Consider the following 24089-nt stretch of genomic DNA (forward strand, 5'->3'; position numbering starts at 1 on the left):
AGTCTCGGATGAGGTGCCCCCGAAAGCGTGAGGTCAGTTGGAAACGAAGGGCCAGACCGGGTCAGATGTGCCCAGTTTCGACGCCGGCAAATCCCATTGCAGCACAGCGTCACCGAGACTGAGGGCTGGTCTCAGGCGGTGCCCCGGTCCCCAGCCCGAAGCTTCTGTCGCAGGGGAGTAATCCGTGGGCGTCGGAGTAATGGTCTCTGCCTCGACGTTGTCTTTGCCGAGAACCGCCAATAGCTCGGCGGTGCGGGCAAGGGACAGATGCGCATGCATGATGGAATTGCCCGACGCAGCCTCGGCCAATGCGGAAAGGACGGCGGCGGCCATCAGATAGCCGGTCGCGTGGTCCAAAGCCTGAACCGGCAACGGCGTCGGTTTGTCTGCGTCAGCCCATCCCATGCCCGCATGCGCAATTCCCGCGCTCATCTGGACAAGGCTGTCAAACCCGCGCCGGGTCGACCAGGGGCCTTGCCAGCCATAGGCATTCAGCGTCACCTCGACCCTGTTCGGTGCCAGTTCATCGCGCTTGGCGCGGGTCAGGCCAAGCGCGTCCAAAGCGCCGGGCCGGTACCCATGAACGAATACATCCGCTTGGGGCAGAAGTTCTTGCAGCCTTTCCATGTCGTTGGTCGATTTCAGATCGAGATAAGCACAGTGTTTGCCTAGTGAAATGTCAGGGATCACGCCGGGTTCGTCCCAACCGGGCGGATCGATCCGCAAAACCTCGGCCCCGAAACCGGCCAATGTGCGTGTCGATACCGGACCTGCCAGAACGCGCGTCAGGTCAAGAACCCGCAACCCGGCAAGAGGTCTTGCAGGGGTTGCCTGCGGCCTCTCGCGTAGCTTGACGTACCGGGGGCCTTGCCAACCAATCAACGGATCGCGCGATACAGCGCGGCCCTGCGGATGTTCAAGCCACTCGGTCCGGCTGCGCATGGCAGCGGCCACACCGCCTTCGGCCACAATATCGGTTTCCAAATCGGATATGGCCCGGGTTCTGACGGCTTTTGTCACAGCTTCACGCTCTGGCGGGGTGCCAAGAACCTTCATCGCTGCCGCGCGATGGCGCGGCAGGTTGGTGTGCAGCCTGATCCAGCCATCTGACGCCCTGTAATCCCCCGCGACCGAATCCCACAGGTTTGGCATTTCCCAGCCGTCGGGCTTGAAGGAATAGCCGAACCACAACGATGCCAGCCGATGGTCGACGGCGATCTCGGGGGCTTTCTGGGTCAGGTTCAGCGCCTGCATAAAGCGGGCCATCTCTTGCCCAACGGCTGCAAAGCTGGCTGTCGCCAGTTCGGAGACGGCAAAAGCACTTGGCAGAGCGCCTGTGCCGACCTTGCGATATCGGTCGACGGCGGGAAGGGTGGCAAGAAGGCTCATTGCTGATAAGGGTCAAGGCTGTCGCGCAACCCGTCACCCAGAAAGTTGAAAGCCAGTACGATCACGATGATCGGAAGCATCGGGATTGCCGTCCAGGGGTAGATCTCAATCGATGCGAGGTTTTGCGCGTCATTCAGCATCACACCCCAACTGACCGCTGGTGCACGAAGGCCCAGGCCAAGAAAGCTAAGCGCCGTTTCCCCAAGTATCATTGCCGGGATCGACAGGGTGGCTGATGCAATCAAATGAGACATGAAATTCGGCAACAAGTGCTTACGGATCACCCGGCCCGAGCTTGCACCCATCATTTCTGCCGCACGAACGTATTCTTCCTCGCGTAGTGACAGGAACTTTGCACGAACTGAACGCGCCAGTCCTGGCCAGTCGAGGATGCCGAGGATGATCGAAATGATGAAGAATACGGCAACCGGGCTCCAGTTCGATGGCACGGCGGCAGACAGTGCCAGCCACAGCGGCAATTCCGGCAGCGAACGCAGAATTTCGATGACCCGGTTGATGACCCAGTCGATGCGGCCACCGAAATAGCCGGCCATCGAACCGAACAGGATACCCAGAAAGAATGATACCGAAATACCGATCAGCCCCACGGTCAGCGACAGCTGCGCCCCATAGAGGATGCGGCTGAAGATATCGCGACCCAGCCTGTCGGACCCCCAGAGGAACAAGGTGGCACCATCCGGCGCGCAGAAAAGATGCCTGTCTGTCTTGATAAGACCCGCAAGTCGATATTCGGACCCTTCACAGAAGAACCGGATCGGGCGCGGGTCGTCAGTGTCAGGGACGAACTTCCACTGGAAGGTTTCCAGATCCGCCTCGGCGACGATTGGAAAAACATGGGGGCCGATAAAAGCGCCTTCGTAAAACCAGTTCACCGATTGCGGTGGCGCATACAGATGCTCTCCGTTCCGGTCATTCGGGCCATACGGCGCGATGAAACCGGCAAATGGGAGCATCAGGTAGCACATTAGCAGGAAGATGCCCGAGATCAGACCCAGCTTATGCGTGCGGAACTTGCGCCAGACCAATACCCAGTTGGGGGCATCCAGATCGGCGCGTTCCAGTTGCTGTATCGACGCCTGCGGATCAAACGGCGCGTCATCGACGTAGCGGTTGTCAGGAGTATCGGTCATGCTTCGCGCCCCTCATATCGTATGCGGGGATCCAGCATCACCAGCAGAATATCCGAGATCATCGTGCCGATAAGCGTCAGCAGCGCGACAAACATCAGGATAAACGCGGACAGGAATTGGTCCTGCGTTTTCAGTGCTGTCAGCAAAGTCGGCCCGATGGTTTGCAAGCCCAGAACGACTGACACCAGAACCGATCCCGACACCATAGATGGCAGAAGGTTACCGATATCCGCAACGAACGGGTTGAATGCCACGCGCAACGGATATTTCGTCAGCATCCGCGACGGCGCCATACCTTTGGCAATGGCCGTTTCCACATAGGGTTTCCCCAGTTCATCGAGCATATTTGCCCGCAGGCGCTGCATCATCGCCGATGCGCCCGAGGTTCCGATGACAAAAGTCGGAACGATCAGGTGGATGAGAATAGATTTCATCTTGTCCCAACTCAGCGGCTGACCTTCGAATTGCGGATCCATCAGGCCGCCGATAGGCAGGTTGAAATACCGATGCCCGTAGTAGAATAGGATCAGGGCCAACAAAAAGTTGGGTGTCGCTAGCCCCAGATAACCCACAAAGGCCGAGGTATAATCAATCCATGTCCGTGATCGCGCCGCAGCAATAACACCCAGGGGAAGAGCAACGGCATAAACAAACAGGATCGCGGCCAGGTTGACGACGACCGTCAGCCAAAGCGTGTCGCCCACGATTTCAGATACAGGCCGGTCGAACTCAAATGACCAGCCGTAATTACCTTGGATCAGACCCGAAAATCCGTGCGGTCCCGGCCAGAAGCCCACCCAGATCAGGTACTGTTCCCACATCGGGCGATCCAGAGCGTACTCGGCGCGCAGAAACTCGGCCTTGGCGACACCTGCTGACTGGCCCGAGGCCTGAAGCTCGGCAATCTGGTTGCTCAGGTAATCACCGGGCGGCAGGTTGATGATTATGAAAATCAGGACCGAGACCACCAACAATGTCAGCAGCATCGTGAAAAAGCGATACACCGCATAGCGCAGCATGACCATTTAGCTGCTCCTGCTTAGTCGGCGAAAAAGAACTCGTCCGGGCGGTGAACGCCGAAATGCGCACCGGGCTCCCATGCCCACATGGCCTGTTCCGGCACATTGCGCAGACGGTTCGACACGACAATCGGTTGGGGTGCTCCGTTCAGGATACCGATGGCAAAAAGCTGGTCGGCGTGGATTCTCAGCATCTCAGTCCAGACTTCTTTGCGTTCGTCATCGGTAGTTGCGACCTCCCAGTCATGGGCCAGTTGCATCAGGCGTTCTGCCTCGGGCATGTCGGGGGCTTCCCCGGCTTCACCACCTGTCTGATAAAACTGGCCCCATTTTGGCCAGGCCAGGAAGACCTGATCGGTTGGTGCCAGGTACGCCGGGGACGTGTGCGCCTGCGGGATACCGTCATCCCACCCATACCAGACCGATGCCATCGAGTTACCTGCAAACACCCGGTTGCGCAGGATATCGCGATCCAACGGGCGCATGACCAGCTTGACCCCGATCTCGCGCCAGGTGTCAGTAACGATCTGAAGGGCGTTTTCAACCTCTTGCCGCTCGCCAGCGGTTTCGATCACCAGCTCCATAGGGCGCCCGTCCGGTAGCAGGCGAATACCGTTCTTGTCGCGCTTGGTCAGGCCGACCTCATCCAACAACGCATTGGCCTGGCCGACATCGTAACCGGCCCATGCGGTGGCATTCTTCTCATCATAAAAGGGCGAGGCCGGCAGAACCGACATTGCGCCGGGATGCGCTAGCTTGAAATACAAAGCTTGGTTGATTGTCTCGCGGTCGATGGCAAGGGACAGGGCGCGCCGTACACGGACGTCACGCAGCACATCGCGCCAGACGTCATCCTCGAAATTGAGGTTCGGATAGATCGCGATTTGCGATGCAACGCCGGTTTTCCACAGCAATGTCTTGTAGCCGCCTTGCGCTTCGCCTTTTTTCAGGATCGAAGCGTCGCGGAAATCCAGACCCCGGCCTTGCAGGTCGCTTTCCCCTGCATTGGTTTTGGCAGCGACCAGACCGGGGGCAACGATCTCCATCTCGACCACATCGATATAGGGCAGTTGAACCCCTTTGCTGTCGATACGGTGGTAATAGGGGTTACGTACGAAATTGTGGCGGATTTTCTTGCCGGAACTTGCGTTCAGCCACGGTTGCAACGTGGGCAATTCGTGATTGTCGAACTTGTACAGGTTGTCGAGCTTGTTGTGCAGCGCGGCCCAGCTTTTGACGCGGGCATCGTCGACCAGAAAGGCAAGTTCCTCGGGGTCGGCATATTTCTCGTGATATCGTTTCAGGAAAGCTGCAGGACGATAGATAAACGGCGGTCTTGCCTGAGCCAGCGATTGTAGAAAACCCGGGTTAGGGTCTTCCCATTCGAAAATCACCGTGGTTTCATCCGGGAAGGTAACGGTGGGTGATTTGCCTTCGACAATCAGAAAATCCGGCGGGCCTGACGGGCTGAGCAATTTGTTGTTGGCAACGTCTTCCCACCAATAGCGGAAATCTTCCGACGTAAACGGAGAACCGTCTGACCATTTGTGCCCTTCGCGCAGTTTCAGGGTGAACTTGCGGCCGTCTTCGTTTTCAAACGATGCCAGCAAATCGGGGATAATCTCGTAGTTCTGGTCGAAACCGACCAGCCGCGCATAGCCATAGACAACCATCTGGCGGATATCTTTGGACCGCGTGATCATGGTGCGCAGGGTGCCGCCTTGTTTGCCGAACTCGCGACCCTTTGCTGCCAGATCTACAATCAGCGGGTCCGCTGGCAGGCGCTTCTGAACGGGTGGCAGATTGCCCGCTTCTACTTCCGCGTTCCAGAACGCGCTTTCCTGCGGCGTCGGAATTGTCTCTGCCGTGGCGGGCAGCATCCCGATGAGCGCCAGCGAAGCGGCCAGGATCAGGGGGCGAGTGGTCTTAAACATGGCAACGTACCTTATGGCCCGGTTCCAATTCCACCAATGAGGGTATCACGGTGTCCGAGAAACGAAAGGCTTCATCCCAACTGTCCGGCGCGCCGGCGCCCAAGGAAACCACTTGCAGGTCGATCGGGCGATTGATGTCGGGTTCGGGTTGAGCGGCAATCAGCGCTTTGGTGTAGGGGTGGCGCGGATTGTAGAAAAGAGTTTCGGGGGGTGCTTGCTCGACGATCAGGCCGCGACGCATCACGGCAACTTCGTCGGCGATCCGCGCGACCACAGCCAGATCGTGCGAGATGAACAGATAGGACAGGTTCAGGCTGTCCTGTAGATTTTCCAGCAGGGTCAGAATCTGCTCTTGTACCGATACGTCCAGCGCCGAGGTGGGTTCGTCACACACGATGAGCTGTGGATCGAGCATCATGGCGCGGGCTATCGACAGACGTTGCCGCTGGCCCCCCGAAAAGGCGTGTGGATAGCGTTTCAGCATGTCGGCTGTCAGGCCGACGCGCTGCAACATCTCGGCGGCCTTGTCGCGCTGCTCGGCCGTTGTTCCGATACGGTGAATTTCCAGCGGCTCGGTCATCGCGTCCTGAATGCGCATCCGCGGGCTGAGCGAGCTGTAGGGATCCTGAAACACCATCTGCGCATTGCGCTGAAACGCCGTGCGCTGGGCGCGGGTCATGTTGTGCACTGTGATGGGATCGGCATTCGGCACGGTGCGAAACAGGACTTCTCCGCCGGGATCGGGCAGTTCTGCACCCAATGCAATCCGCGCGGCTGTTGTTTTACCTGATCCGCTTTCACCGACAATGGCCAGCGTCTTGCCGCGTGCCAAATTCAGATCTACCCCTTTGCACGCATAGATTTCCTTGTCGGCCTGCCACCCTTTGCTGGACCGCATCGTGTAGGTTTTGGAGACACCCTTCATCTGAAGGATCAGATCGTCGTCCGGCATCGGTATACCCACAGCATCCTGATCTGGAATTTCCGGTGCAGCATCAAACAGTTGTTTGGTATATGGATGTGCGGGGGAGGTCAGGATTGGTGCGGCCGAGCCAGCCTCCATGATGCGGCCCTTGTGCATGACCACAACCTGTTCGGCCATGTTGGCGACCACGCCCAGATCATGGGTCACCAGAATAAGCGCCATGCCGGTCTCGCGCTGCAATTCCTTGATCAGCCCCAGAACCTGCGCCTGAGTGGTCACATCCAGCGCGGTGGTTGGCTCATCCGCGATCAGCAACTCGGGTTTGGATACCATGGCCATCGCAATCATGGCGCGTTGGCGCATTCCGCCCGACAGTTCGAACGGGTAGGAGTCATAGGCGCGCTGCGGATCTGGAAAGCCCACGCGCTCGAACTGCGTCAGGACCTTTTTGCGCGCCTCAGACTCAGATAGCCCGCGATGCAGCCACAGGACTTCACTGACCTGATTCCCAATCTTGTGCAGAGGTGACAGCGATCGCATAGGTTCCTGAAAGATCATCGAAACGCGATTGCCACGAATGCCGCGCATTTCTCGCTCGCTGACCGCTGTCAGGTTACATGTGCCCTTGGAATCATTTAAAGTTATAGTGCCGCTGCGTATCTGCGCCGTTCGCGGCAGAATCCGCAAGACGGCCCGGCACGTGATGGTTTTACCCGATCCCGATTCACCGACCAGCGCCAAGGTTTCTCCTGGTTTGACATCGAAATTCACATCCGTGACCACGGAACTTCCCGCACCAAAGCCGATGCTGAGGTCTCTGACAGACAACAACGCTCTCATGCAGGTTTTCCAACCGTTTGGCCGCTTGGTGACATCGGTCGTTTCAACTCCCCGTGATTTTTTCGTCAGTGTCGCGCGGTTCCGCCTGTCTAGTCAAACCCGTTCTTGGGCTGAAATGTCGCGAAAATGTGAAACTTTGGGCTTCGTCGCTACACAAAGTCTTGAGAATTTGTCATCTAAGGCGGCGTCGGGGGCACCTATGCTTTCGATTGGTATCAAGGAGATATTTGCCAGTGTCCGAGAATCAAAGCCGTCTGGACTTGTTTATCGATCGTATGGTGTCGCAGCGCGCCTGCCTGGATCACGCGATTGCGCAAACGGCAGGCATGGCTGGCCCGGTGTTTGAACTGGGTCTGGGCAATGGGCGCACCTATCATCATCTTGTGCAGCATATCGATGGACGCCCTGTCTTTGTGTTCGAACGCGCGGTGGCTTCGCACCCTGATTCAACCCCGCCCGAGGATCGGGTGATCTTGGGGGATGTGCGCGAGACGCTGCCAGCGGCGGTCGACAGGTTTGGACCGACAGCAAGCCTGATTCATGCAGACCTTGGGGGGCATAATCGCGAAAAGAACGACATCTTTGCGCGGCTTGTTTCCCCGTTTATCGAGCCCTTGCTGGCGCGGGGTGGATTAATGGTATCAAGCGACCGGATGTATTTCGAGGCGCTGGAGGAAATGCCGTTGCCCGAGGGTGCCGTCGAAGGGCGCTGTTTCATCTATCGGCGCTGACCAGAGAGAAGGGGCCTGCATGATATTCTACGATTGCTCTACGGCCCCAAACCCGCGCCGTGCCCGCATGTTTATCGCGGAAAAAGGGTTGGACATCGAAACGCACGAAATCTCGATTGCTGAGGGCGCGCAGTTGAGCACTGAGTTTCGTGCAGTGAACCCCCGGGCTACAATCCCGGTTCTGGTAACGGATGAAGGCGCAGTCCTGACCGAAAATCTTGGCATCGCCGCGTATCTTGAAGCGCGTTTCCCCGAGCCGTCCTTAATGGGCCGTACCGCTGATGAAAAAGGGTTTGTCTTGATGTGGAACGCAATTGCCGAGCAGCAGGGTGGTGCACCCATCGCTGAGGCTTTGCGCAACAGCCATCCGGCATTCAAAGACCGTGCCATTCCCGGCACGGTAAATCATGCGCAGATCCCCGAACTGGCGCAGCGTGGGCGCGAACGGGTTACGTCGTTTTTTGAACTGCTGGAGGCGCGGTTGATGCAAAGCGCGTATGTCGCGGGCGATGTATTCACTCTGGCGGATATATCCACTTTTGTTTTTGTCGATTTCGCGCGCGTCATTAAAATGCGGATACCGGACGGCAATACGAACACGCAGGTTTGGTTTGAAAGCGTGAAAGCCCGCCCAAGCGCCCAGCTTTAGGTTTGCAAAGCATTCGGCGGAGTTCTCGCATTCCGTACTGTACATAAATGTCTAGACAGAACTGAACAGTGCCACTAGCGTCTTCCCAGATTCTGTTCAGGGAGGTCGGGATGAAATCCCAATATCGCGTAGTGGTCATTGGTGGGGGCGTCGTTGGTGCTTCGGTTCTGTATCATCTGGCCAAATTCGGCTGGTCGGATGTGGTCATGCTGGAGAGGCGGCGGCTGGCATCGGGATCGTCCTGGCATGCAGCGGGCGGTATCCATGCCCTGAACGCGGATCCAAACATGGCCTCGTTGCAGGCCTACACAATTGACCTACTGAGTGAGATCGAAAAAGAATCGGGCCAGAATATCGGTTTGCACATGACCGGTGGTCTGACGCTGGCCGGTACGCCTGAACGCTGGGAGTGGTTGCAGGCCAATTACCGCATCTTCCAGTCAATCGGCATTGATGATTGCGAGCTGCTGACCCCGCAAGAGGCACAAAGACGCTGCCCAATCATGTCAACCGACGGTGTTTTGGGCGCGATGTGGGCGGATCGCGAAGGGTATATCGATACGACAGGCACTGTTCAGGCTTATGCGACTGCGGCCAGAAAACGTGGTGCCGAATATTACGAGGAAACCAAGGTCGAAGAGCTGATCCAGACAGATGATGGTTGGCAGGTTGTGACCGATAAGGGCACGATCACCTGTGAACATGTAGTCAACGCGGCCGGGCTCTGGGCCAAGCAGGTTGGGCGTATGGCCGGGGTAGAGTTGCCAGTCTCACCGTTGAAACACCACTATCTGATCACAGACACTGTGCCCGAAGTGGCGCGGGCGGATTTCGAGATGCCGATGACTGTGGACCTCGAAGGATTCACCTATATGCGGCAGGACCAGAAGGGTGTTCTGGTGGGGATCTACGAGGTCGATCACGAACACTGGGCGATGGACGGAGCGCCGTGGAACTATGGCGAGGAACTGTTTCAGGAACAGCTTGACCGGATCGAGAACGAACTGACGCTGGGCTTTGAGCGGTATCCGTCGATTCAGAACGTGGGCATCAAGACATGGGTCAATGGTGCGTTCACGTTCTCACCGGATGGTAACCCGCTGGTTGGTCCGGTTCCGGGCAAGCGCGGCTATTGGACCGCCTGCGCGGTGATGGCCGGGTTCCTGCAAGGTGGTGGCGTTGGGAAAACACTGGCCGAATGGATGATCCATGGTGAGCCCGAAGCGGATGCATGGCCGATGGATGTGGCGCGCTATGGTGATTTCGCACAGAACAAGCGGTATATTCGTGAAACCACTGGCCAGTTCTATTCGCGCCGCTTTGTGATGACCTACCCGAACGAGCAATTGCCTGCGGGTCGCCCGCTGAAGATGGCTCCGGCGCATGACGCGATGACCGAGGCCGGATGCAAATGGGGTGTCAGCTGGGATCTGGAGGTGCCGCTGTATTTCGCGCCCAAAGGGTTCGAGGAAACGCCAACGCTCAAACGTTCGAACGCGCACGACATCGTGGCCGCTGAATGCAGGACCATCCGTGAGGGCGTGGGCCTGATGGATATCACGGGTTTTTCCCGCTTTGAGGTTTCGGGCCCAAATGCCGAGGCTTGGCTGGATAACGTTATGGCATCGAAACTGCCCGCCCCGGGTCGTGCCAAACTGGCGCCGATGCTGGGTGAGGATGGGCGGCTCAAAGGCGATCTGACCGTGTTGAACTGGGGCGATGGCACCTGGTGGATCATGGGCAGCTATTACCTGCGCGCCTGGCATATGCGATGGTTCAACGATCATATGATGGATGGGGTCACCGTCCGCGACCTGGGAGAGGAGTATTGCGGGTTCGCCGTGGTCGGACCAAAATCGCAGGCGGTGGTCGAAAAATTGGCCGAACAGGATATCTCGGGTCTGAAATTCATGGGCTGCGGTGATTTCGACATCGGTCTCGTCCGTGCCCGCGTGGCTCGTATGTCGGTGACCGGCGAAAAAGGGTATGAAATCAACTGCCGCTATGGCGATCACATCAAGCTGCGCCGCATTTTGCTGGAAGCCGGTGCAGAAGAGGGTATCCGCGAGTGCGGTTTCAATGCGATGCTGTCAACCCGGCTTGAGAAAAGCTTTGGCATCTGGTCGGCAGAGTTCACGCAGGCTTACACACCCGGCATGACCGGCATGGATCGCTGGATCGACTGGGACAAGGATTTCATCGGCAAGAAGGCCGCTCTGGCCGAGCGGGATGGCAATGGCCCGGCGCACGTGCAGGTGACACTGGAAATCGATGCGTTGGACGCCGATGCCAGCGGGTATGAGCCGGTCTGGGCCAATGGTGAACGCGTGGGTTTTGTGACCTCAGGCGGTTACGGGCACTATACCGGCAAGTCGTTGGCAATGGCCTTGATTGACCGTGACAAGGTGGACCCGGGTACGGAACTGTCTGTCCATGTCGTAGGGGTGGAATGTCCGGCGCGGGTAATTGCACCGTCGCCCTACGACCCTCAGGGCAAAGCGATGCGGGGCTGATCGTGGCCTCTCCGGACCGACGACGCCGAAGGCGAGGGGGCGAGGCTGCCCCGCAGCCCAGCCGCGACGTGAACTATCGCCAGCTCAGGAACCCTTTCCCTTTGATGGAGGTGTTCCCGGCTGACCAGATTGCGGACATGCACGAGACAGCGTTGCGTACGCTCGAGGAGTTGGGTGTAAAGACCTTGCTTCCCGAGGCACGCAAGCTGTTCAAGCAGGGTGGTGCGCGCGTGGATGAAGACAGTGAAATGGTCTTTATCGGGCGCGAGATGGTTGAGGCTGCTGTTTCCTCGGCCCCCAAATCTATCGCTTGTCGCGCCGGTTCACGGCATCGGGATTTTACTCTGGAACTGGGATCGCTGGTTTTTCAACCGGGGGCAGGCGCACCGAACGCAACCGATCTGGAACGTGGCCGTCGCCCGGCGACAGGTCAGGATTATCTGGAGTTTCTGAAGCTCACCCATCATTTCGATGTGTTCCAGATGATCTCGCCTCAGGTTGAACCTCAGGACGTACCGACGCATCTGCGCCACTACTTCACGACACAGGCGCAGATGGAACTGACGGACAAGTACCCGTTCTTCTTCTCGCGCGGCACGCCGCAAGTCATGGATTGCTTTGAGATGCTGTCCGTGGCGCGAGGTTTGTCGGAGGATGAGTTCAGGGGCAATGCGCATTGCTACACGATCATTAACACAAACAGCCCGCGCACGTTGGACATTCCTATGGCGCAAGGGCTGATTGACTTTGCGCGCCACGGTCAGATGTCGATCATAACACCGTTCACTCTGATGGGGGCGATGGCGCCGATCACCGTGGCCGGGGCAATCACCCTGTCCCATGCCGAGGCGCTTGCTGCGCTGACTTTGACGCAGCTGGCCAGACCGGGCGCTCCGGTCTGTTATGGCACGTTCACCAGCAATGTGGACATGAAATCCGGCGCGCCGGCATTCGGGACGCCCTCACATTTTCAGGCGTCACTGGCCGCAGGCCAACTGGCGCGTCATCTTGGCCTGCCCTGGCGGTCGGCGGCAGGGTCGGCGTCAAACAGCAACGACGTGCAAGCGGCGAATGAGAACCAGTTTGGCCTTTGGGGCTGCCTGATGGCCGGGGCGACCGTGATCATTCATTCAGCGGGCTGGCTGGAAGGGGGATTGACCGTATCCTTCGAAAAGCTGGTCTGTGATGCCGAGGTGCTGAACATGGTGGCCGAGCTTTGCGCGGGCGCGCAGGCGGGGTCCGCCGAAATTGGCTTTGATACCGCTTTAAGTGAGGTCGCGCCCGGCGGTCATTTCTTTGCCTGCCCCCAGACGATGGAGCGCTACACCACCGAGTTCTATCAACCGCATGTCCATGACTACGCCAATTTCGGCACATGGACCGAGCGAGGATCGACGGATGCCAACCAACGTGCAACGGGGGTTTGGCAGGGTATCCTGAACGATTTCAAGGCCCCCGCCATAGACAATGATCGTTTTGGTGCCTTGCAGGACTTTATCGCACGCCGCACCGCAGAGGGCGGGGCGCCACCGGAGAGTTGAATGAACAACAAACCTATCCTTCACCGCGACGATCCCGAAGCCGAGCCCCTGATCGGCAATATCAAGGTGACCCGCGACGACTGGCTGAACGTGGCGATGGACGTGCTGATTTCGGACGGGGTGGACCAGATCAAGGTTCTTAACCTGGCCGAGCGGATGGCCGTGTCACGCTCATCCTTCTACTGGTACTTCAAGTCCAGACAGGAACTTTTGGATGCACTGCTGGCGCGGTGGCAGGCGACCAATACGGTTGCGCTTGTAAAACAGGCCGAAGCACCAGCCGACACGATAACGGGCGCGGTCTGCAACGTGCATCGTTGTGTGGTCAATACGGATTTGTTTGACACCGCGTTGGATTTTGCCGTGCGCGACTGGGCGCGTAAATCGGGCAAAGTACGCCGTGCGCTGGACCAGTCAGACACTCGGCGACTTGAAGCTTTGCACGCGATGTTCGCCAGATACGGCTATTCCGAGATTGAGTCCGAAACACGTGCGCGCGTGCTGTATTACATGCAGATCGGATATGACCTTGCACAATTGAACGAACCCTTCGAGACGCGGATCTCGATGGTGCCGAATTACCTATACGCCTTTACGGGCGTCGAACCGAAACCCGAAGAAGTTGAAGAATTCAGCGCATATTCCCGGCGCTACTGGAAAGGAGACCCGACATGAGTCAACCAGACGCAATCATCATCGGTACCGGCGTGATCGGCGCGGCCATCGCGTTCGAAATGTCCAAGGCGGGTTGGAAAACCCTGTCTCTGGATCGCAACGCACAGGTTGGACACGGTTCAACCGCCGGGTCCTGCGCGATCATCCGGATGCATTATTCCACCTTCGATGGAACGGCGTTTGCCTGGGAAGGCTATCATTACTGGCGCGACTGGGCTGACTATCTTGGACTGCCGGAGGGGGCCAATCTGGCTCAGTTCAGGGAAACCGGCTGCCTGGTTATGAAGACCGAGGCGAACGGGATGCTGGAAAAGCACATGCGCAATTCATCAGAACTGGATTGCCCGTTCGAAGAATGGTCGGGGGAAAAAGTGGTTGAACGCCTGCCGGTTTATTCGCTGGACAGCTTTGCCCCGGCACGCCGTTTGGATGATCCGGAATTCGGCCAGCCCAACGGGCGAAAGATGTCGGGTGGAGTGTACTGGCCTCAGGCGGGGTACGTCACCGACCCGGCCTTCTCGGCGCAAAACCTGATGGATGCTGCCAAACAGCACGGAGCCGAGGTTCGCACCAGTGCCGAAGTAACCGAGATCCTGACCGAGGATGGACGTGTTTCCGGTGTAAAACTTGCCTCAGGCGAAGAAATCCGCGCAAGGGTTGTCGTGAACGTGGCCGGGCCGGGCTCGGCTATCATCAATGGGATGGCAGGCGTTCTGGATGACATGACCATCAAAACCCGCCCCCTGCGGCAAGAGGTCGTGCATGTCCCTGCCCCGGAAGGGTTCGACTTTGAAAACGACGGAACCATCGTCTCGGACAGCGACATTGCCTGCTACTGCCGCCCGGAACACGGCAACCACATCCTTGTGGGATCAGAGGATCCGGAGTGTGATCCGCATCAATGGTGCGAGGATGACGTCAACTACAACCGCGAGTTCACGGACCAATGGACCACACAGGCCATGCGATATGCGCAGCGCGTGCCTTCCCTTGGCATCCCATCGAAAACGCGTGGTGTGGTTGACCTTTACGATGCCTCAACCGACTGGATTCCGATCTATGACAAATCCAACCTGCCGGGGTTTTACATGGCCTGCGGATCCAGCGGGAACCAGTATAAGAATGCACCGATTGCGGGTAAGATGATGGCAGCCCTGATCGCATATTGCGAAGGCGGAGCGGATCACGACGCGGAACCGCTGCAATTCGAACTGCCTTATATTAAACGGACCATCGACGTGGGCTTTTACTCACGCAAGCGCCCGATCAATGAGGAAAGCAGTTTTTCGGTTCTGGGCTAGTCGGGTTTTGGCATCGATCAAAGTCGAGTGGGGCAGGTTAACAGCTTGCCTCGCTATGACCGGCCGAGGGATAGGCGCATAGCTTCTGGGCTGCGCATCGGACGGCATATCCTGGTACGAGCTACGTTGCCGCGAAAGTCACCCAGGCCCAGACCATCGCCACATAAGTCAGGTTGTGCAGGCACTGGTCTAACCCAGCTGCACGCCAGAACGCGGCCTGCGTCGGCTCAAGCTGTTTCTTGTCTGAATAGCTAGCTTTCAAGAAATCGATATTGAAATGAATGACCCATTCAAGCAGTCCGACAATCAGGATGAACAATACCGGAGCGCCAAACGCGGCAAACACGATGACAGAGCCCGCAACATGTACTGCTGCGTGCTGCGCGCGTCCCAAGTGAAAATACTCGCCTCGGCCAGAGAGCATTTTCGGTGTTTGGAGGTAGTAGTCAGCGAACATGTGCTTGACCTGAAAAAGGCAAAGCATAAGTAACACTGCGCCAATACTGGCAGTCAAAAGAACCCTCCCGATATCGTTCTAAACTGACTTTAGGCAATAACACGGCCATGCGTAAATGAACTAGTTCACATAAGATAAAGAAAATTCTCAGGTGGGAAAAAATTTGCATAACGTGTCAGTATGGCAGTAAATTCAAACCGTTGAATTTGGGCGCGCGGCATCCGGGCCGTGTTATCGGCCAGCAGTAGGGGCAGGTTCCATAGAACGCACGATTTTCCGCTTTATTTGGAAATACTCCAAACGCGATCAGCTGATCCTGTTGGCTGTGACGGCGACGTTGTTTCCGTTGCTCTATCTTACGCTGGAACTGCCCAAGCGTATCATCAACGACGCAATCGGTTCGACAACGGCCGAAGTGGATGTCTGGGGCTATACGCTTTCACAGACGAATTTCCTGATCATCTTGTGCTTTGCTTTCCTTGCTGCCGTGTTGGCGCACGGGCTGATGAAAATGCGCATCAACACCATGAAGGGTGTGCTGAGCGAACGCATGCTGCGACGGTTTCGGTATCAGCTGGTCAGCCGCGCGCTTCTTTTTCCGCAACCCTATTTCGAACGGGTCAGCCAGGGCGAAATGGTCTCGATGATCACGGCTGAAAGCGAACCAATGGGCGGGCTGATGGGCGATGCGATCAGCCAGCCAGTTCTGCAAGCCGGTCAGATGATCACCATCCTTTCTTTCCTGTTCTTGCAAAGCTTTTGGTTCGGGCTGGCCGCAGTCGCCCTGATCCCGGTGCAGGCCTGGTTAATCCCTAAATTGCAGCGTCAGATCAACCTGTTGAACAAGAAACGTATTCAGGAAGTTCGGGCGTTGGCTGCCCAGATCGGCGAAAACGCGGCAGGGGCGTCAACCCTACGCAGCAATGGCGGTTGGCGCTATCGCAGGGCTATGGTTTCCGATCAATTGGGGCGGCTTTTCACGATCCGCTTTGAGATTTACCAGAAGAAGTTCTTTATGAAGTTCATAAACAACTTCATCTCGCAGCTGACACCATTCATGTTCTACCTGATTGGTGGCCTTCTGGTGTTGCAGGGTTCGGTTTCGCTGGGGGCATTGGTTGCCGCGCTAGCGGCGTACAAGGATCTGAGCTCACCCTGGAAAGAGCTGTTGACCTATTACAACCAAACCCAGGACATGTCGTTGCGCTGGGAAATCGTCGTTGACCGTTTCGATCCGGCCGGATTGAAGGATGAAGTGCTGTTCGAGGGCGAACCAGCAGAGCGCCCCCACCTGAGCGGCGATATCGTGTTGAATCACGTTTCAGTTCGCGACATGGACGGAAATCAGGTGCTGGATGATCTGAATCTTACTTTTCCCGCTGGCAAGACGATTGGCATTGCCGCACCCAGCGAAGAGGACCGGCGCGCCATGGGTGAGCTGCTGACCCGCGAGATTTTGCCCGCTGCCGGCACGGTTCAGGTTGGGGATCTGAACCTGGCAGATCTGCATCAGGGCGTTGTGGCCGCGCGTATCGGGTACGCAACGTCCCGCCCGGTTATGTTTCAGGGAACGTTGGGTGACAACGTGATGATGCCGATGCGATTCAAACCCTTGGCTGAATCCTCAGACGACCCTGATTTTGCCGAGACTTTGCGGGCTGGAAACAGCATGGATCCGTTCAGGGTGGAATGGCTTGACCCGGCGCTGGCCGGGTTTGAAGACGCGACGGCGTTGCGAGACTGGTGGTTGCAGCTGATTGATGGAATGGGGTCTGGTGCAGCTTTGTTTCGGCGCGGTGCCGAACAAAGCTTTGTTGCGACCGAACACTGCGAACTGGCAAGGAAACTGGTCGAGCTGCGCCCGTTTGTGCGGAAGGCGGTCCATGACGCGGGTCTTGAGCAGCAGGCGCTGATATTCGACCGGAATGCTTACAACCCGGCGCTGCCTGTTGCAGAAAACCTGCTTTTTGCGACGCCTCGCGTGCCGGTGACGCAGGCTTTGCTTGCCCGGCAGAAGGTTTTCCTCATGCAGTTGCGAGAGTTGGGACTGGATGAGACGTTGATCGCCCTGACGCGTGACGTGATCGAGATGCTGCGCCAGATCTTCGGGTTCGACGGAACCGACCATCCGTTGTTCCGCAAGCTGGGTCTTGATGCAAAGACCTATGAGGCAGCTGTGGAGCTGGTTGAACAGACCCGCAAAGAGGGAACGTCAGGGCTGGATGACGAACAGCTGGCCAGTATGTTGGCCGTGCCTTTCGTCGTCTCGGCTGAACAGATTGGCCCGGCGTTCACGGATGAGCTGAAGGACCGCATTCTGGAACTGAGGCAGAGTCATTCGGACAAGCTGTTGGAAAGTCTCAAGGACGCTTTTGTTCCGCTGGACCCGGAAGATTTCGCGCCTGGATTGACGGTCATGGAAAACGCGCTGTTCGGCAAGGTCAGCCAGATTGGTGGCGCGCGATCGGATGAGGCCCGCAAGGTCATTGTGGACGTGTTGGAGGAGAACGGCGCGCGTCCTTTGGTGGTCGAGCTGATTTATGACATTCCGGTTGCTTTGGGTGGGCAGAGCCTTCCGGCGGTTTTTGCCGAACCGCTGGCGTTTACCCGCGCGACAATCAAGAAGCCGGATATCCTGATCCTGGAGCAGGCATTGGCCAGTTACGACATGAAAACGCAGGTGTCGGTCTACAAGAAGCTGCGCGAGTTGTTGCCGGATGCCACGGTGTTCTACCTCAATGACCAGTTCGAAAACCCGGACGTATTCGACATGTTCGTGGAAATCCGGCAAGGTCGTGTCGTCTCGGACGGAGGACCGGTAGACGTGGGAAAAGACAGCGCATCTTCAGCAGATCTGGCGCGGAAACTTCGCGCGCTGGAGCAGACCCCCTTGTTTTCGGGACTGGACCGGAGGCAATTGCGCCTTCTGGCTTTTGGCGCGCAGTGGTTTGATGCCAAGCCCGGGCAGGTGGTGTTCCTGAAAGATGATCAGCCGACCGATGGCGCTTATGTGGTGCTGGAGGGTGAGGCCGGCCTGTACCTGCCGCAGGAAGATGGCCCCGACCAGTTGATCACCACCGTGGGGCCGGGCGCATTGGTGGGTGAGCTTGGTCTGATCCGCAAAGAACCACGCGCGCTGAGCATGGTGGCCGAAACAAACCTATCCTGTCTTCGGATCGGTGAAGAAGAGTTCCTGGCCGTTGTGGAAAACGATGCGGCAACCGCGTTCAAGCTGATGCAGGTGATCGCCGGTTACGTGTCCAATTAGGCGTGATCAGCTGGCAGGTTCGCAAAACAGATCGTACAGCAGGCCGATCATCTGCGCTGCATTCCCATCGCGCAGCGAATAATAGATCGTTTTGCCATCCCTTCGGGTGGTGACAAACCCTTCTTCCCGCAAGCGTGCCAACATCTGGCTGACGGCGGCTTGCCGCAATTGCAGCAAATCTTCAAGCTGGCCTACGGATTTCTCACCATTCCCAAGGTGGCACAGGATCATCAGGCGCCCTTCATGCGCCAGTGTCTTGAGAAATGCCGCCGCGCGGGCTGCATTTTCTTTCATTTCTGATGGTGTGTCCGAGGTGTGTGCCTGAGGTTCGGTTTCTAGGAGTGTCACGTTTTGACCGTTGTGCCATTAATCTTGGGTTAATATGCCTCAAACACGTCTGTGTTGTCACCCCTCGGTTGCAGGGGCACCGCCCTGAAAAGCATTGCCGTTAACATAATCGCAGGGCTCTTCCTGCATTTGCAGATGCAAGCCGCGACCTTCATACGGATGCGCGCGCGCCAGTTCTTCGTCGATGTCGATCCCAAGGCCCGGATCGGTCGGAGCGATCACGAAGCCGTTCTCTACCTGAATGGAGCCTTTGATAAGCTGATTATGGAACGGTGTTTCGATGGTTTCCAGCAACAGCAGGTTCGGGATCGACGCGGCCAGGTGGACATTGGCGGCCCATTCCACCGGTCCTGCATAAAGATGTGGCGCCATCTGAGCATTAAATATCTCTGCTATGGCGGCGACTTTCTTCATCTCCCAGATTCCGCCGGCACGCCCCAGCGCCGGTTGCAGGATTTCCGCAGCCCCGGCGCGCAGAACGGCTCCGAACTCGGCCTTGGTTGTCATGCGCTCTCCGGTGGCGATGGGGATACGGACGTTGCGGGCGACACGGGCCATGTCTTCGATCATATCAGGTGGCGTGGGTTCTTCGAACCATAGGGGCTGGTATGGTTCCAGCGCCTGCCCCAGCCGGATGGCCCCGGCCGTGTTGAACTGCCCGTGTGTGCCAAACAGCAGGTCAGCCTTGTCCCCTACTGCTTCGCGAATTGCCTTGCAAAAGGCGACGGACATGGAAATGTCACTCATCGCGGGCATGTGGCCGCCACGGATTGTATAAGGGCCCGCCGGGTCGAATTTCACGGCGGTATAGCCGCGCCGCACCATTTCGGCAGCTGTTTCACCCGCTTGTTCGGGAGAGGTCCAGAAGTTGGTCAGATTGTGATGCGGCAAAGGGTAGAGGTAAGTGTAGGAGCGAATTCGTTCGTTCACCTTGCCGCCCAACAGCGCATAAACCGGGCGGTCGCGATCCTTGCCCAGAATATCCCAGCAGGCGATCTCTAACCCCGAGAATGCGCCCATTACCGTCAGGTCCGGGCGCTGCGTGAAACCGCTGGAATAGACGCGACGGAACATAAGTTCGATGTTTTCGGGGTTCTCGCCCAGCATGTGCCGTTCGAACACATCCCGAATGACGTGGCGCATCGCCTCGGGTCCGACGGACGAGGCATAGCATTCGCCCCAACCGGTGATGCCGGTGTCAGTCGTCAGCTTAACCAATATCCAGTATCGCCCCCCCCAACCCGGAGCGGGTGGGGCGGTGACGATGATGTCGAGATCCTGCAGTTTCATCTCAGTTTCTCCGAGCCGGGGGATCAGGTTCTGTCGAACAGGATCACGTTGCGCTTGGCAGATCCGGTTTTGGTATCGGCAATGGCCTCGTTGATCTGATCCAGCGACCAGCGGCCCGAGATCAACTCGTCCAGTTTCAACCGACCTTGCTCGTAGAGGTCGATCATCCAGGGGATGTCCCGCTGAATAACCACATCACCCATTTTCGAGCCGACAACACCCTGACCCAGGGCTGCCAGAACAACCGGTTCATAGCTGGCCATGCCGCCCGAATGCGGCATTCCGATCATGATGGCCTTGCCGCCGCGGCCAAGATAGCGCGGGGCCTGATCATAGGCGGCGATTGCGCCGACAGTGATCAGAACCGCATCGGCGCCGCGCCCGCCAAGGGCGTCGAACGCCGCGTTCCAGGGTTCTTGCAAGCTGGCCAGAACGCCATGGGTCGCGCCGAATTCCTTTGCGATTTCCAGCTTTTCTTCGGTCATGTCGACAGCCACGATCCGCCTTGCGCCTGCGATCCGCGCGCCCTGAATAGCGTTCAGGCCAACGCCGCCGGCGCCGATGACCACAACATCCTGACCCGGACGCAGACCGGCCGCGTTTACCGCAGCACCAACCCCGGTGATTACCCCGCAAGACAGAAGGCTAGCCACGTCTTTGGGCAGGTTTTCGGGGATCCTGACGATTTGCCGATGGCTCACCACGACCTTTTCGGCAAAAGCGCCGCAGGCCATGGCCTGTTCCAGAGGACTACCGTCAGCCGTTTTTAGCGGGCCTTTGACGGTGTCGTACGGTGTTTCGCAATTTGTCGGGTGCCCTCCGGCACAGGTGGGGCAGGACCCGCACGCGCGGATCAGCGTTACAACCACAGGCTCGCCAATCCTGAAGTCACCGGCGGCCTCTCCAACTGCGGAGATCACGCCTGCGGCTTCGTGGCCATAGACGGCGGGCAGAAAGCCGCCCCAGGCACCTTCGGCATAGGATATGTCTGAATGGCAGATGGCCACTGCATCCAGCGTCACTTCGACTTCGCCCGTGCCGGGGGGGGCCAGCTGAACCTCTTCGATAACCAGGGGTTCGCTGAATGCTCGGCAGACTGCAGCTTTGATTGTTTGCATGTTTTCCCTCATTCCCGTTGGCCCCACGGTGGCGTGGGAAAGCGTTGATCGCAAGGCGGAAACCGTCATGTGTGTGTCGTTGTTAAGCCACAACAGGCGGGGACCGGCGAAACAGCACAAACCCGGCCAGCATCAGCGCCAGCGCCAGCAGGAACGGAGCACCCGGCAAGTACAGCGGTGTGTCAGGGCGAATGAATTGCGCAAATACGCTGGTCATGACCAAGGGCGAAATGACCATCGAAAGCGCGTGGAGCGCGGTCAGCACGCCCTGCAACTCTCCCTGTTGCGAATCCGGTGTCGCTTTGGACATCATTGCCTGAAGTGCCGGTGTGGTGATTGCCCCGATTGCGGTGATTGGGATGAACAAAAGCGCAATGAACCCGTTGGTCAGAAAGGCCAGAATTGCGAAGCTGAGGATTTCAAAACCCATCCCGTAGTTGATGGCGCCCCGCTCGCCGCACAATCGGATTGCGGGGCGGATCAGACCGCCTTGCACAACGGCCATGCCGATTCCATAGACGCCCAGTGACAGGCCGATCATCTGAGGGGACCAGCCGAACCGCTCGGTGGTGAAAAAGGACCAGATAGCGGGGTAGACGTATATTGAGACCGAATACAGAAAGTAGACCCACAGCATAGGCCGGATACCGGGCAGTGCAGCAATGGCGCGCAGCGAATTCACCGGGTTGGCGCGGCGCAAGTTGAAGGCGCGCCGGGTCTTGTCGGTTACGGTTTCAGGCATCACGAAACAGCCTACGGCAAAGATCAGTGCCACCAGTCCTGCCGCAGCCCAGAACGGGGCACGGGTTCCATATTCGCTGAGCAATCCGCCGATCACCGGGCCGAGGACAAAACCCACGCCAAAGGCCGCGCCCAACAGGCCAAAGTTCGCGGCCTTGTCCTTGGGATTGGAGATATCCGCCATGAACGCGGCAGCGGTGGAATGTGTGGCTGCGGTTATACCGCCGACAACACGACCGGCCAGCAACAGCCAGATACTGCCGGCCACGGCCATAACCATATAATCAAGCGCCATGACGAACAGCGACACCAACAGTACAGCTCTGCGACCATAGGCGTCGGACAGGTTTCCAAGGATTGGACCAAAGACGAACTGCATCGCAGCAAAAGCCGTACTCAGCACCCCACCCCAAATAGCGGCATTGGCAAGCGAGCTGCCCTGCACGTCTACAATCAGTTGCGGCATGATTGGCATCACCAGACCAATGCCCATTGCGTCGATCATGACGATGCTGAGGATGAAGAGTGATGGCAGGCGCATGGGACTCGGGCAGGTGATCTGTTCGTGGCACCCTAGGCACAGTCACCGAATGTGGGAAGACAGAGTTTTACGTACAATCTGCTGTATCACCCGAATTTGCTTGCCAATTCGCTTAGCAATCCGGCCAGTTCCTGTGGATGCGAGAAAAACGGAGAATGCGAACTGTCGATGGTTCGTCGCAGTTCCTTCGGGATGAACGCGCACATGTCCGCCTGATACTCCGTGGGGATTGTTTGGTCATCCGTGGTGCGGATATAGGCCTTGGGTACTTCGTTGAAGTTCGTGCCGACCGGCAGTGGTGTTTCCTGGGGGAGAATGGCCTGTGGGCACAGGCGCGCATAGGCGTAAGGCAGAATATCGTCCGGACAATCGTGATAGAACAGCCTGGGGATGGCGTCTACCGACACGGTGTAAGACAGACCGTCTGCGGATTTTTCCACTGCGTGAGCAATGGTTTGCCGTGGCCCGCGCCTGCGCATATCTGCCAGCGAAAGCCCATCGTGAGGCACGTAGGCGCACAGAAAGATCAGGGCGCGCATGGCGTCCGGCCGAGCCTCGGCTGCGGCGCTGATCGGATAGCCGCCCCACGAGTGACCCACGACAATCGTATCGGGCGTGCAGGCGTTCAGAACGGCATCGCGGCAACTGTCCAGTGTAACCTCGGACACCGGCGTTGGATCCGCACCATGGCTGGGCATGTCGATGGCCCGGGCAGAGTGTCCCAAAGCCTCAAGCGCAGGGATCAGATCGCGCCAGCACCAGGCTCCGTGGCAAGAGCCGTGGACCAACAGGAAAGACGCCATTGCTGTTCTCCTTCAGATATGCCCGATATCGGTCAGAAACCGGGTTAGGATTGCTGCGTATTCTGCGGGTTTCTCGACACAGGGCAAATGACCAGCTCTGCGGATCAGTTCGAACCGCGATCCGGGGATCAGGTCAACAGTTTCGCGCACCAGATCGGGCGGGGTCGAGCCGTCCGCGCTTCCGGCGATGCCAAGTGTAGGCAGGCGCAGGCCGCTTGTGGGTGTATAGAAGTCGGTCCCGGCGATGGCAGCGCAACAGCCCAGATACCCGTCAAGCGGTTGGCTGATCATCATGTCGCGCCATGACAGGTGGTCTTGCGCCGCGCGGAAATCACGAGAAAACCAGCGTTCCATCGTGGCGTCTGCCAGCGCTTCGATCCCACCGCGACGCACTGCGTCGATCCGATCCTGCCAGACTGCGGGTGTGGCGATTTTGGCAGCGGTGTTCGACAGAACCAGCGCACGTATCTGATCCATACGTTTGACGGCCAGTCCCTGTGCAATCATCCCGCCAATGGACAGGCCGACAAAAACGCAGTCGCGAACCTTCAGGTGATCCAGCAGCGCCTCGGCATCGCGGATCAGGGCGCCCATAGAATAAGGCGCCGGGGGAGCCGAGGATTGCCCATGTCCGCGTTTGTCATACCGGATGATGCGCAACCCCTTGGGCAAGTGCGGTAACACGACGTCCCACAGGTGCAGGTTTGTTCCTAATGAGTTGGCAAAAACCAGTGGCGCGCCATCCGCCGCACCATCAACACGGTAATTCAGTTTCACGTCGCCCAGATCAGCGATCATCATGACTCAGGTCCTTGCAGCCCCGGCGTTCCAGGTGCAATTTGCACAGGTTTGGGG

Annotated in this window: 19 protein-coding genes; 7 read left to right on the plus strand and 12 right to left on the minus strand. The window is 58.0% G+C overall.

Going from position 1 to position 24089, the window contains the following annotated elements; genetic code table 11:
* Nucleotides 1–33: 33 nt before the first annotated feature.
* The 5 genes from ACR0J7_RS12445 to ACR0J7_RS12465 are packed head-to-tail and all read right to left on the minus strand — an operon-like array spanning nt 34 to nt 7258.
* Nucleotides 34–1389, minus strand: coding sequence for a CoA transferase (locus ACR0J7_RS12445; RefSeq protein WP_480914445.1), 1356 nt, complete (start codon nt 1387–1389; stop codon nt 34–36).
* Nucleotides 1386–2540, minus strand: a complete 1155-nt coding sequence (locus ACR0J7_RS12450; protein WP_480484049.1) for an ABC transporter permease — start codon at nt 2538–2540, stop codon at nt 1386–1388. Before ACR0J7_RS12450 ends, ACR0J7_RS12445 begins: the two co-directional genes overlap by 4 nt.
* Entirely contained in the window at nt 2537–3565 is a 1029-nt protein-coding gene (locus ACR0J7_RS12455) for an ABC transporter permease (protein WP_267363792.1), read from the minus strand. Before ACR0J7_RS12455 ends, ACR0J7_RS12450 begins: the two co-directional genes overlap by 4 nt.
* Nucleotides 3566–3579: 14 nt before the next feature.
* Nucleotides 3580–5493: an ABC transporter substrate-binding protein gene (locus tag ACR0J7_RS12460; RefSeq protein WP_480914447.1), complete on the minus strand. Its 1914-nt coding sequence runs from the start codon at nt 5491–5493 to the stop codon at nt 3580–3582.
* Nucleotides 5486–7258, minus strand: coding sequence for an ABC transporter ATP-binding protein (locus ACR0J7_RS12465; RefSeq protein WP_480488302.1), 1773 nt, complete (start codon nt 7256–7258; stop codon nt 5486–5488). The genes ACR0J7_RS12460 and ACR0J7_RS12465 overlap by 8 nt, the downstream gene beginning before the upstream one ends.
* A gap of 233 nt (nt 7259–7491) precedes the next feature.
* Between ACR0J7_RS12465 and ACR0J7_RS12470 the strand changes: the two genes are divergently transcribed.
* From ACR0J7_RS12470 to ACR0J7_RS12495, 6 genes are all read left to right on the plus strand, one after another.
* Nucleotides 7492–7989: a class I SAM-dependent methyltransferase gene (locus tag ACR0J7_RS12470; protein WP_480538644.1), complete on the plus strand. Its 498-nt coding sequence runs from the start codon at nt 7492–7494 to the stop codon at nt 7987–7989.
* A gap of 19 nt (nt 7990–8008) precedes the next feature.
* A complete protein-coding gene (locus ACR0J7_RS12475) occupies nt 8009–8638 on the plus strand; it encodes a glutathione S-transferase family protein (RefSeq protein WP_480538642.1) in 630 nt (209 codons plus the stop codon).
* 110 nt (nt 8639–8748) lie between these two features.
* Nucleotides 8749–11151, plus strand: coding sequence for a GcvT family protein (locus ACR0J7_RS12480; protein ID WP_480914449.1), 2403 nt, complete (start codon nt 8749–8751; stop codon nt 11149–11151).
* 2 nt (nt 11152–11153) lie between these two features.
* Nucleotides 11154–12692 carry a trimethylamine methyltransferase family protein gene (locus ACR0J7_RS12485; RefSeq protein ID WP_480914451.1) on the plus strand — a complete coding sequence of 513 codons (1539 nt, stop codon included), beginning with the start codon at nt 11154–11156 and terminating at the stop codon, nt 12690–12692.
* On the plus strand, nt 12693–13367 hold the full coding sequence (locus ACR0J7_RS12490) for a TetR/AcrR family transcriptional regulator (RefSeq protein WP_480488296.1): 675 nt from the start codon (nt 12693–12695) through the stop codon (nt 13365–13367).
* A complete protein-coding gene (locus ACR0J7_RS12495) occupies nt 13364–14668 on the plus strand; it encodes an NAD(P)/FAD-dependent oxidoreductase (RefSeq protein WP_480914453.1) in 1305 nt (434 codons plus the stop codon). Before ACR0J7_RS12490 ends, ACR0J7_RS12495 begins: the two co-directional genes overlap by 4 nt.
* Before the next feature lie 121 nt (nt 14669–14789).
* Here the strand turns inward: ACR0J7_RS12495 and ACR0J7_RS12500 are convergent, their stop codons facing one another.
* Nucleotides 14790–15152, minus strand: coding sequence for a DUF3307 domain-containing protein (locus ACR0J7_RS12500; protein WP_480488349.1), 363 nt, complete (start codon nt 15150–15152; stop codon nt 14790–14792).
* Nucleotides 15153–15396: 244 nt separating this feature from the next.
* Between ACR0J7_RS12500 and ACR0J7_RS12505 the strand changes: the two genes are divergently transcribed.
* On the plus strand, nt 15397–18393 hold the full coding sequence (locus tag ACR0J7_RS12505) for a cyclic nucleotide-binding domain-containing protein (RefSeq protein WP_480914517.1): 2997 nt from the start codon (nt 15397–15399) through the stop codon (nt 18391–18393).
* A gap of 6 nt (nt 18394–18399) precedes the next feature.
* Here ACR0J7_RS12505 and ACR0J7_RS12510 read toward each other — a convergent pair whose 3' ends face one another.
* From ACR0J7_RS12510 to pcaD, 6 genes are all read right to left on the minus strand, one after another.
* Nucleotides 18400–18687 (minus strand): ArsR/SmtB family transcription factor, encoded by a 288-nt coding sequence (locus ACR0J7_RS12510; protein ID WP_480488347.1) that lies wholly within the window; start codon nt 18685–18687, stop codon nt 18400–18402.
* A 111-nt stretch (nt 18688–18798) separates the two neighbouring features.
* A complete protein-coding gene (locus tag ACR0J7_RS12515; RefSeq protein ID WP_480832685.1) occupies nt 18799–20031 on the minus strand; it encodes a mandelate racemase/muconate lactonizing enzyme family protein in 1233 nt (410 codons plus the stop codon).
* A gap of 23 nt (nt 20032–20054) precedes the next feature.
* The gene (locus ACR0J7_RS12520) at nt 20055–21149 is read right to left on the minus strand and encodes a Zn-dependent alcohol dehydrogenase (RefSeq protein WP_480914455.1); all 1095 of its coding nucleotides are present in this window, start codon (nt 21147–21149) and stop codon (nt 20055–20057) included.
* A gap of 82 nt (nt 21150–21231) precedes the next feature.
* Nucleotides 21232–22431 (minus strand): TCR/Tet family MFS transporter, encoded by a 1200-nt coding sequence (locus ACR0J7_RS12525; protein ID WP_480914457.1) that lies wholly within the window; start codon nt 22429–22431, stop codon nt 21232–21234.
* 86 nt (nt 22432–22517) lie between these two features.
* Nucleotides 22518–23234 carry an alpha/beta fold hydrolase gene (locus tag ACR0J7_RS12530; protein ID WP_480900167.1) on the minus strand — a complete coding sequence of 239 codons (717 nt, stop codon included), beginning with the start codon at nt 23232–23234 and terminating at the stop codon, nt 22518–22520.
* 12 nt (nt 23235–23246) lie between these two features.
* A complete protein-coding gene (pcaD, locus tag ACR0J7_RS12535) occupies nt 23247–24035 on the minus strand; it encodes a 3-oxoadipate enol-lactonase (protein WP_480900165.1) in 789 nt (262 codons plus the stop codon).
* Nucleotides 24036–24089: the final 54 nt, after the last annotated feature.

Source organism: Ruegeria sp. O4, from assembly GCF_056535125.1.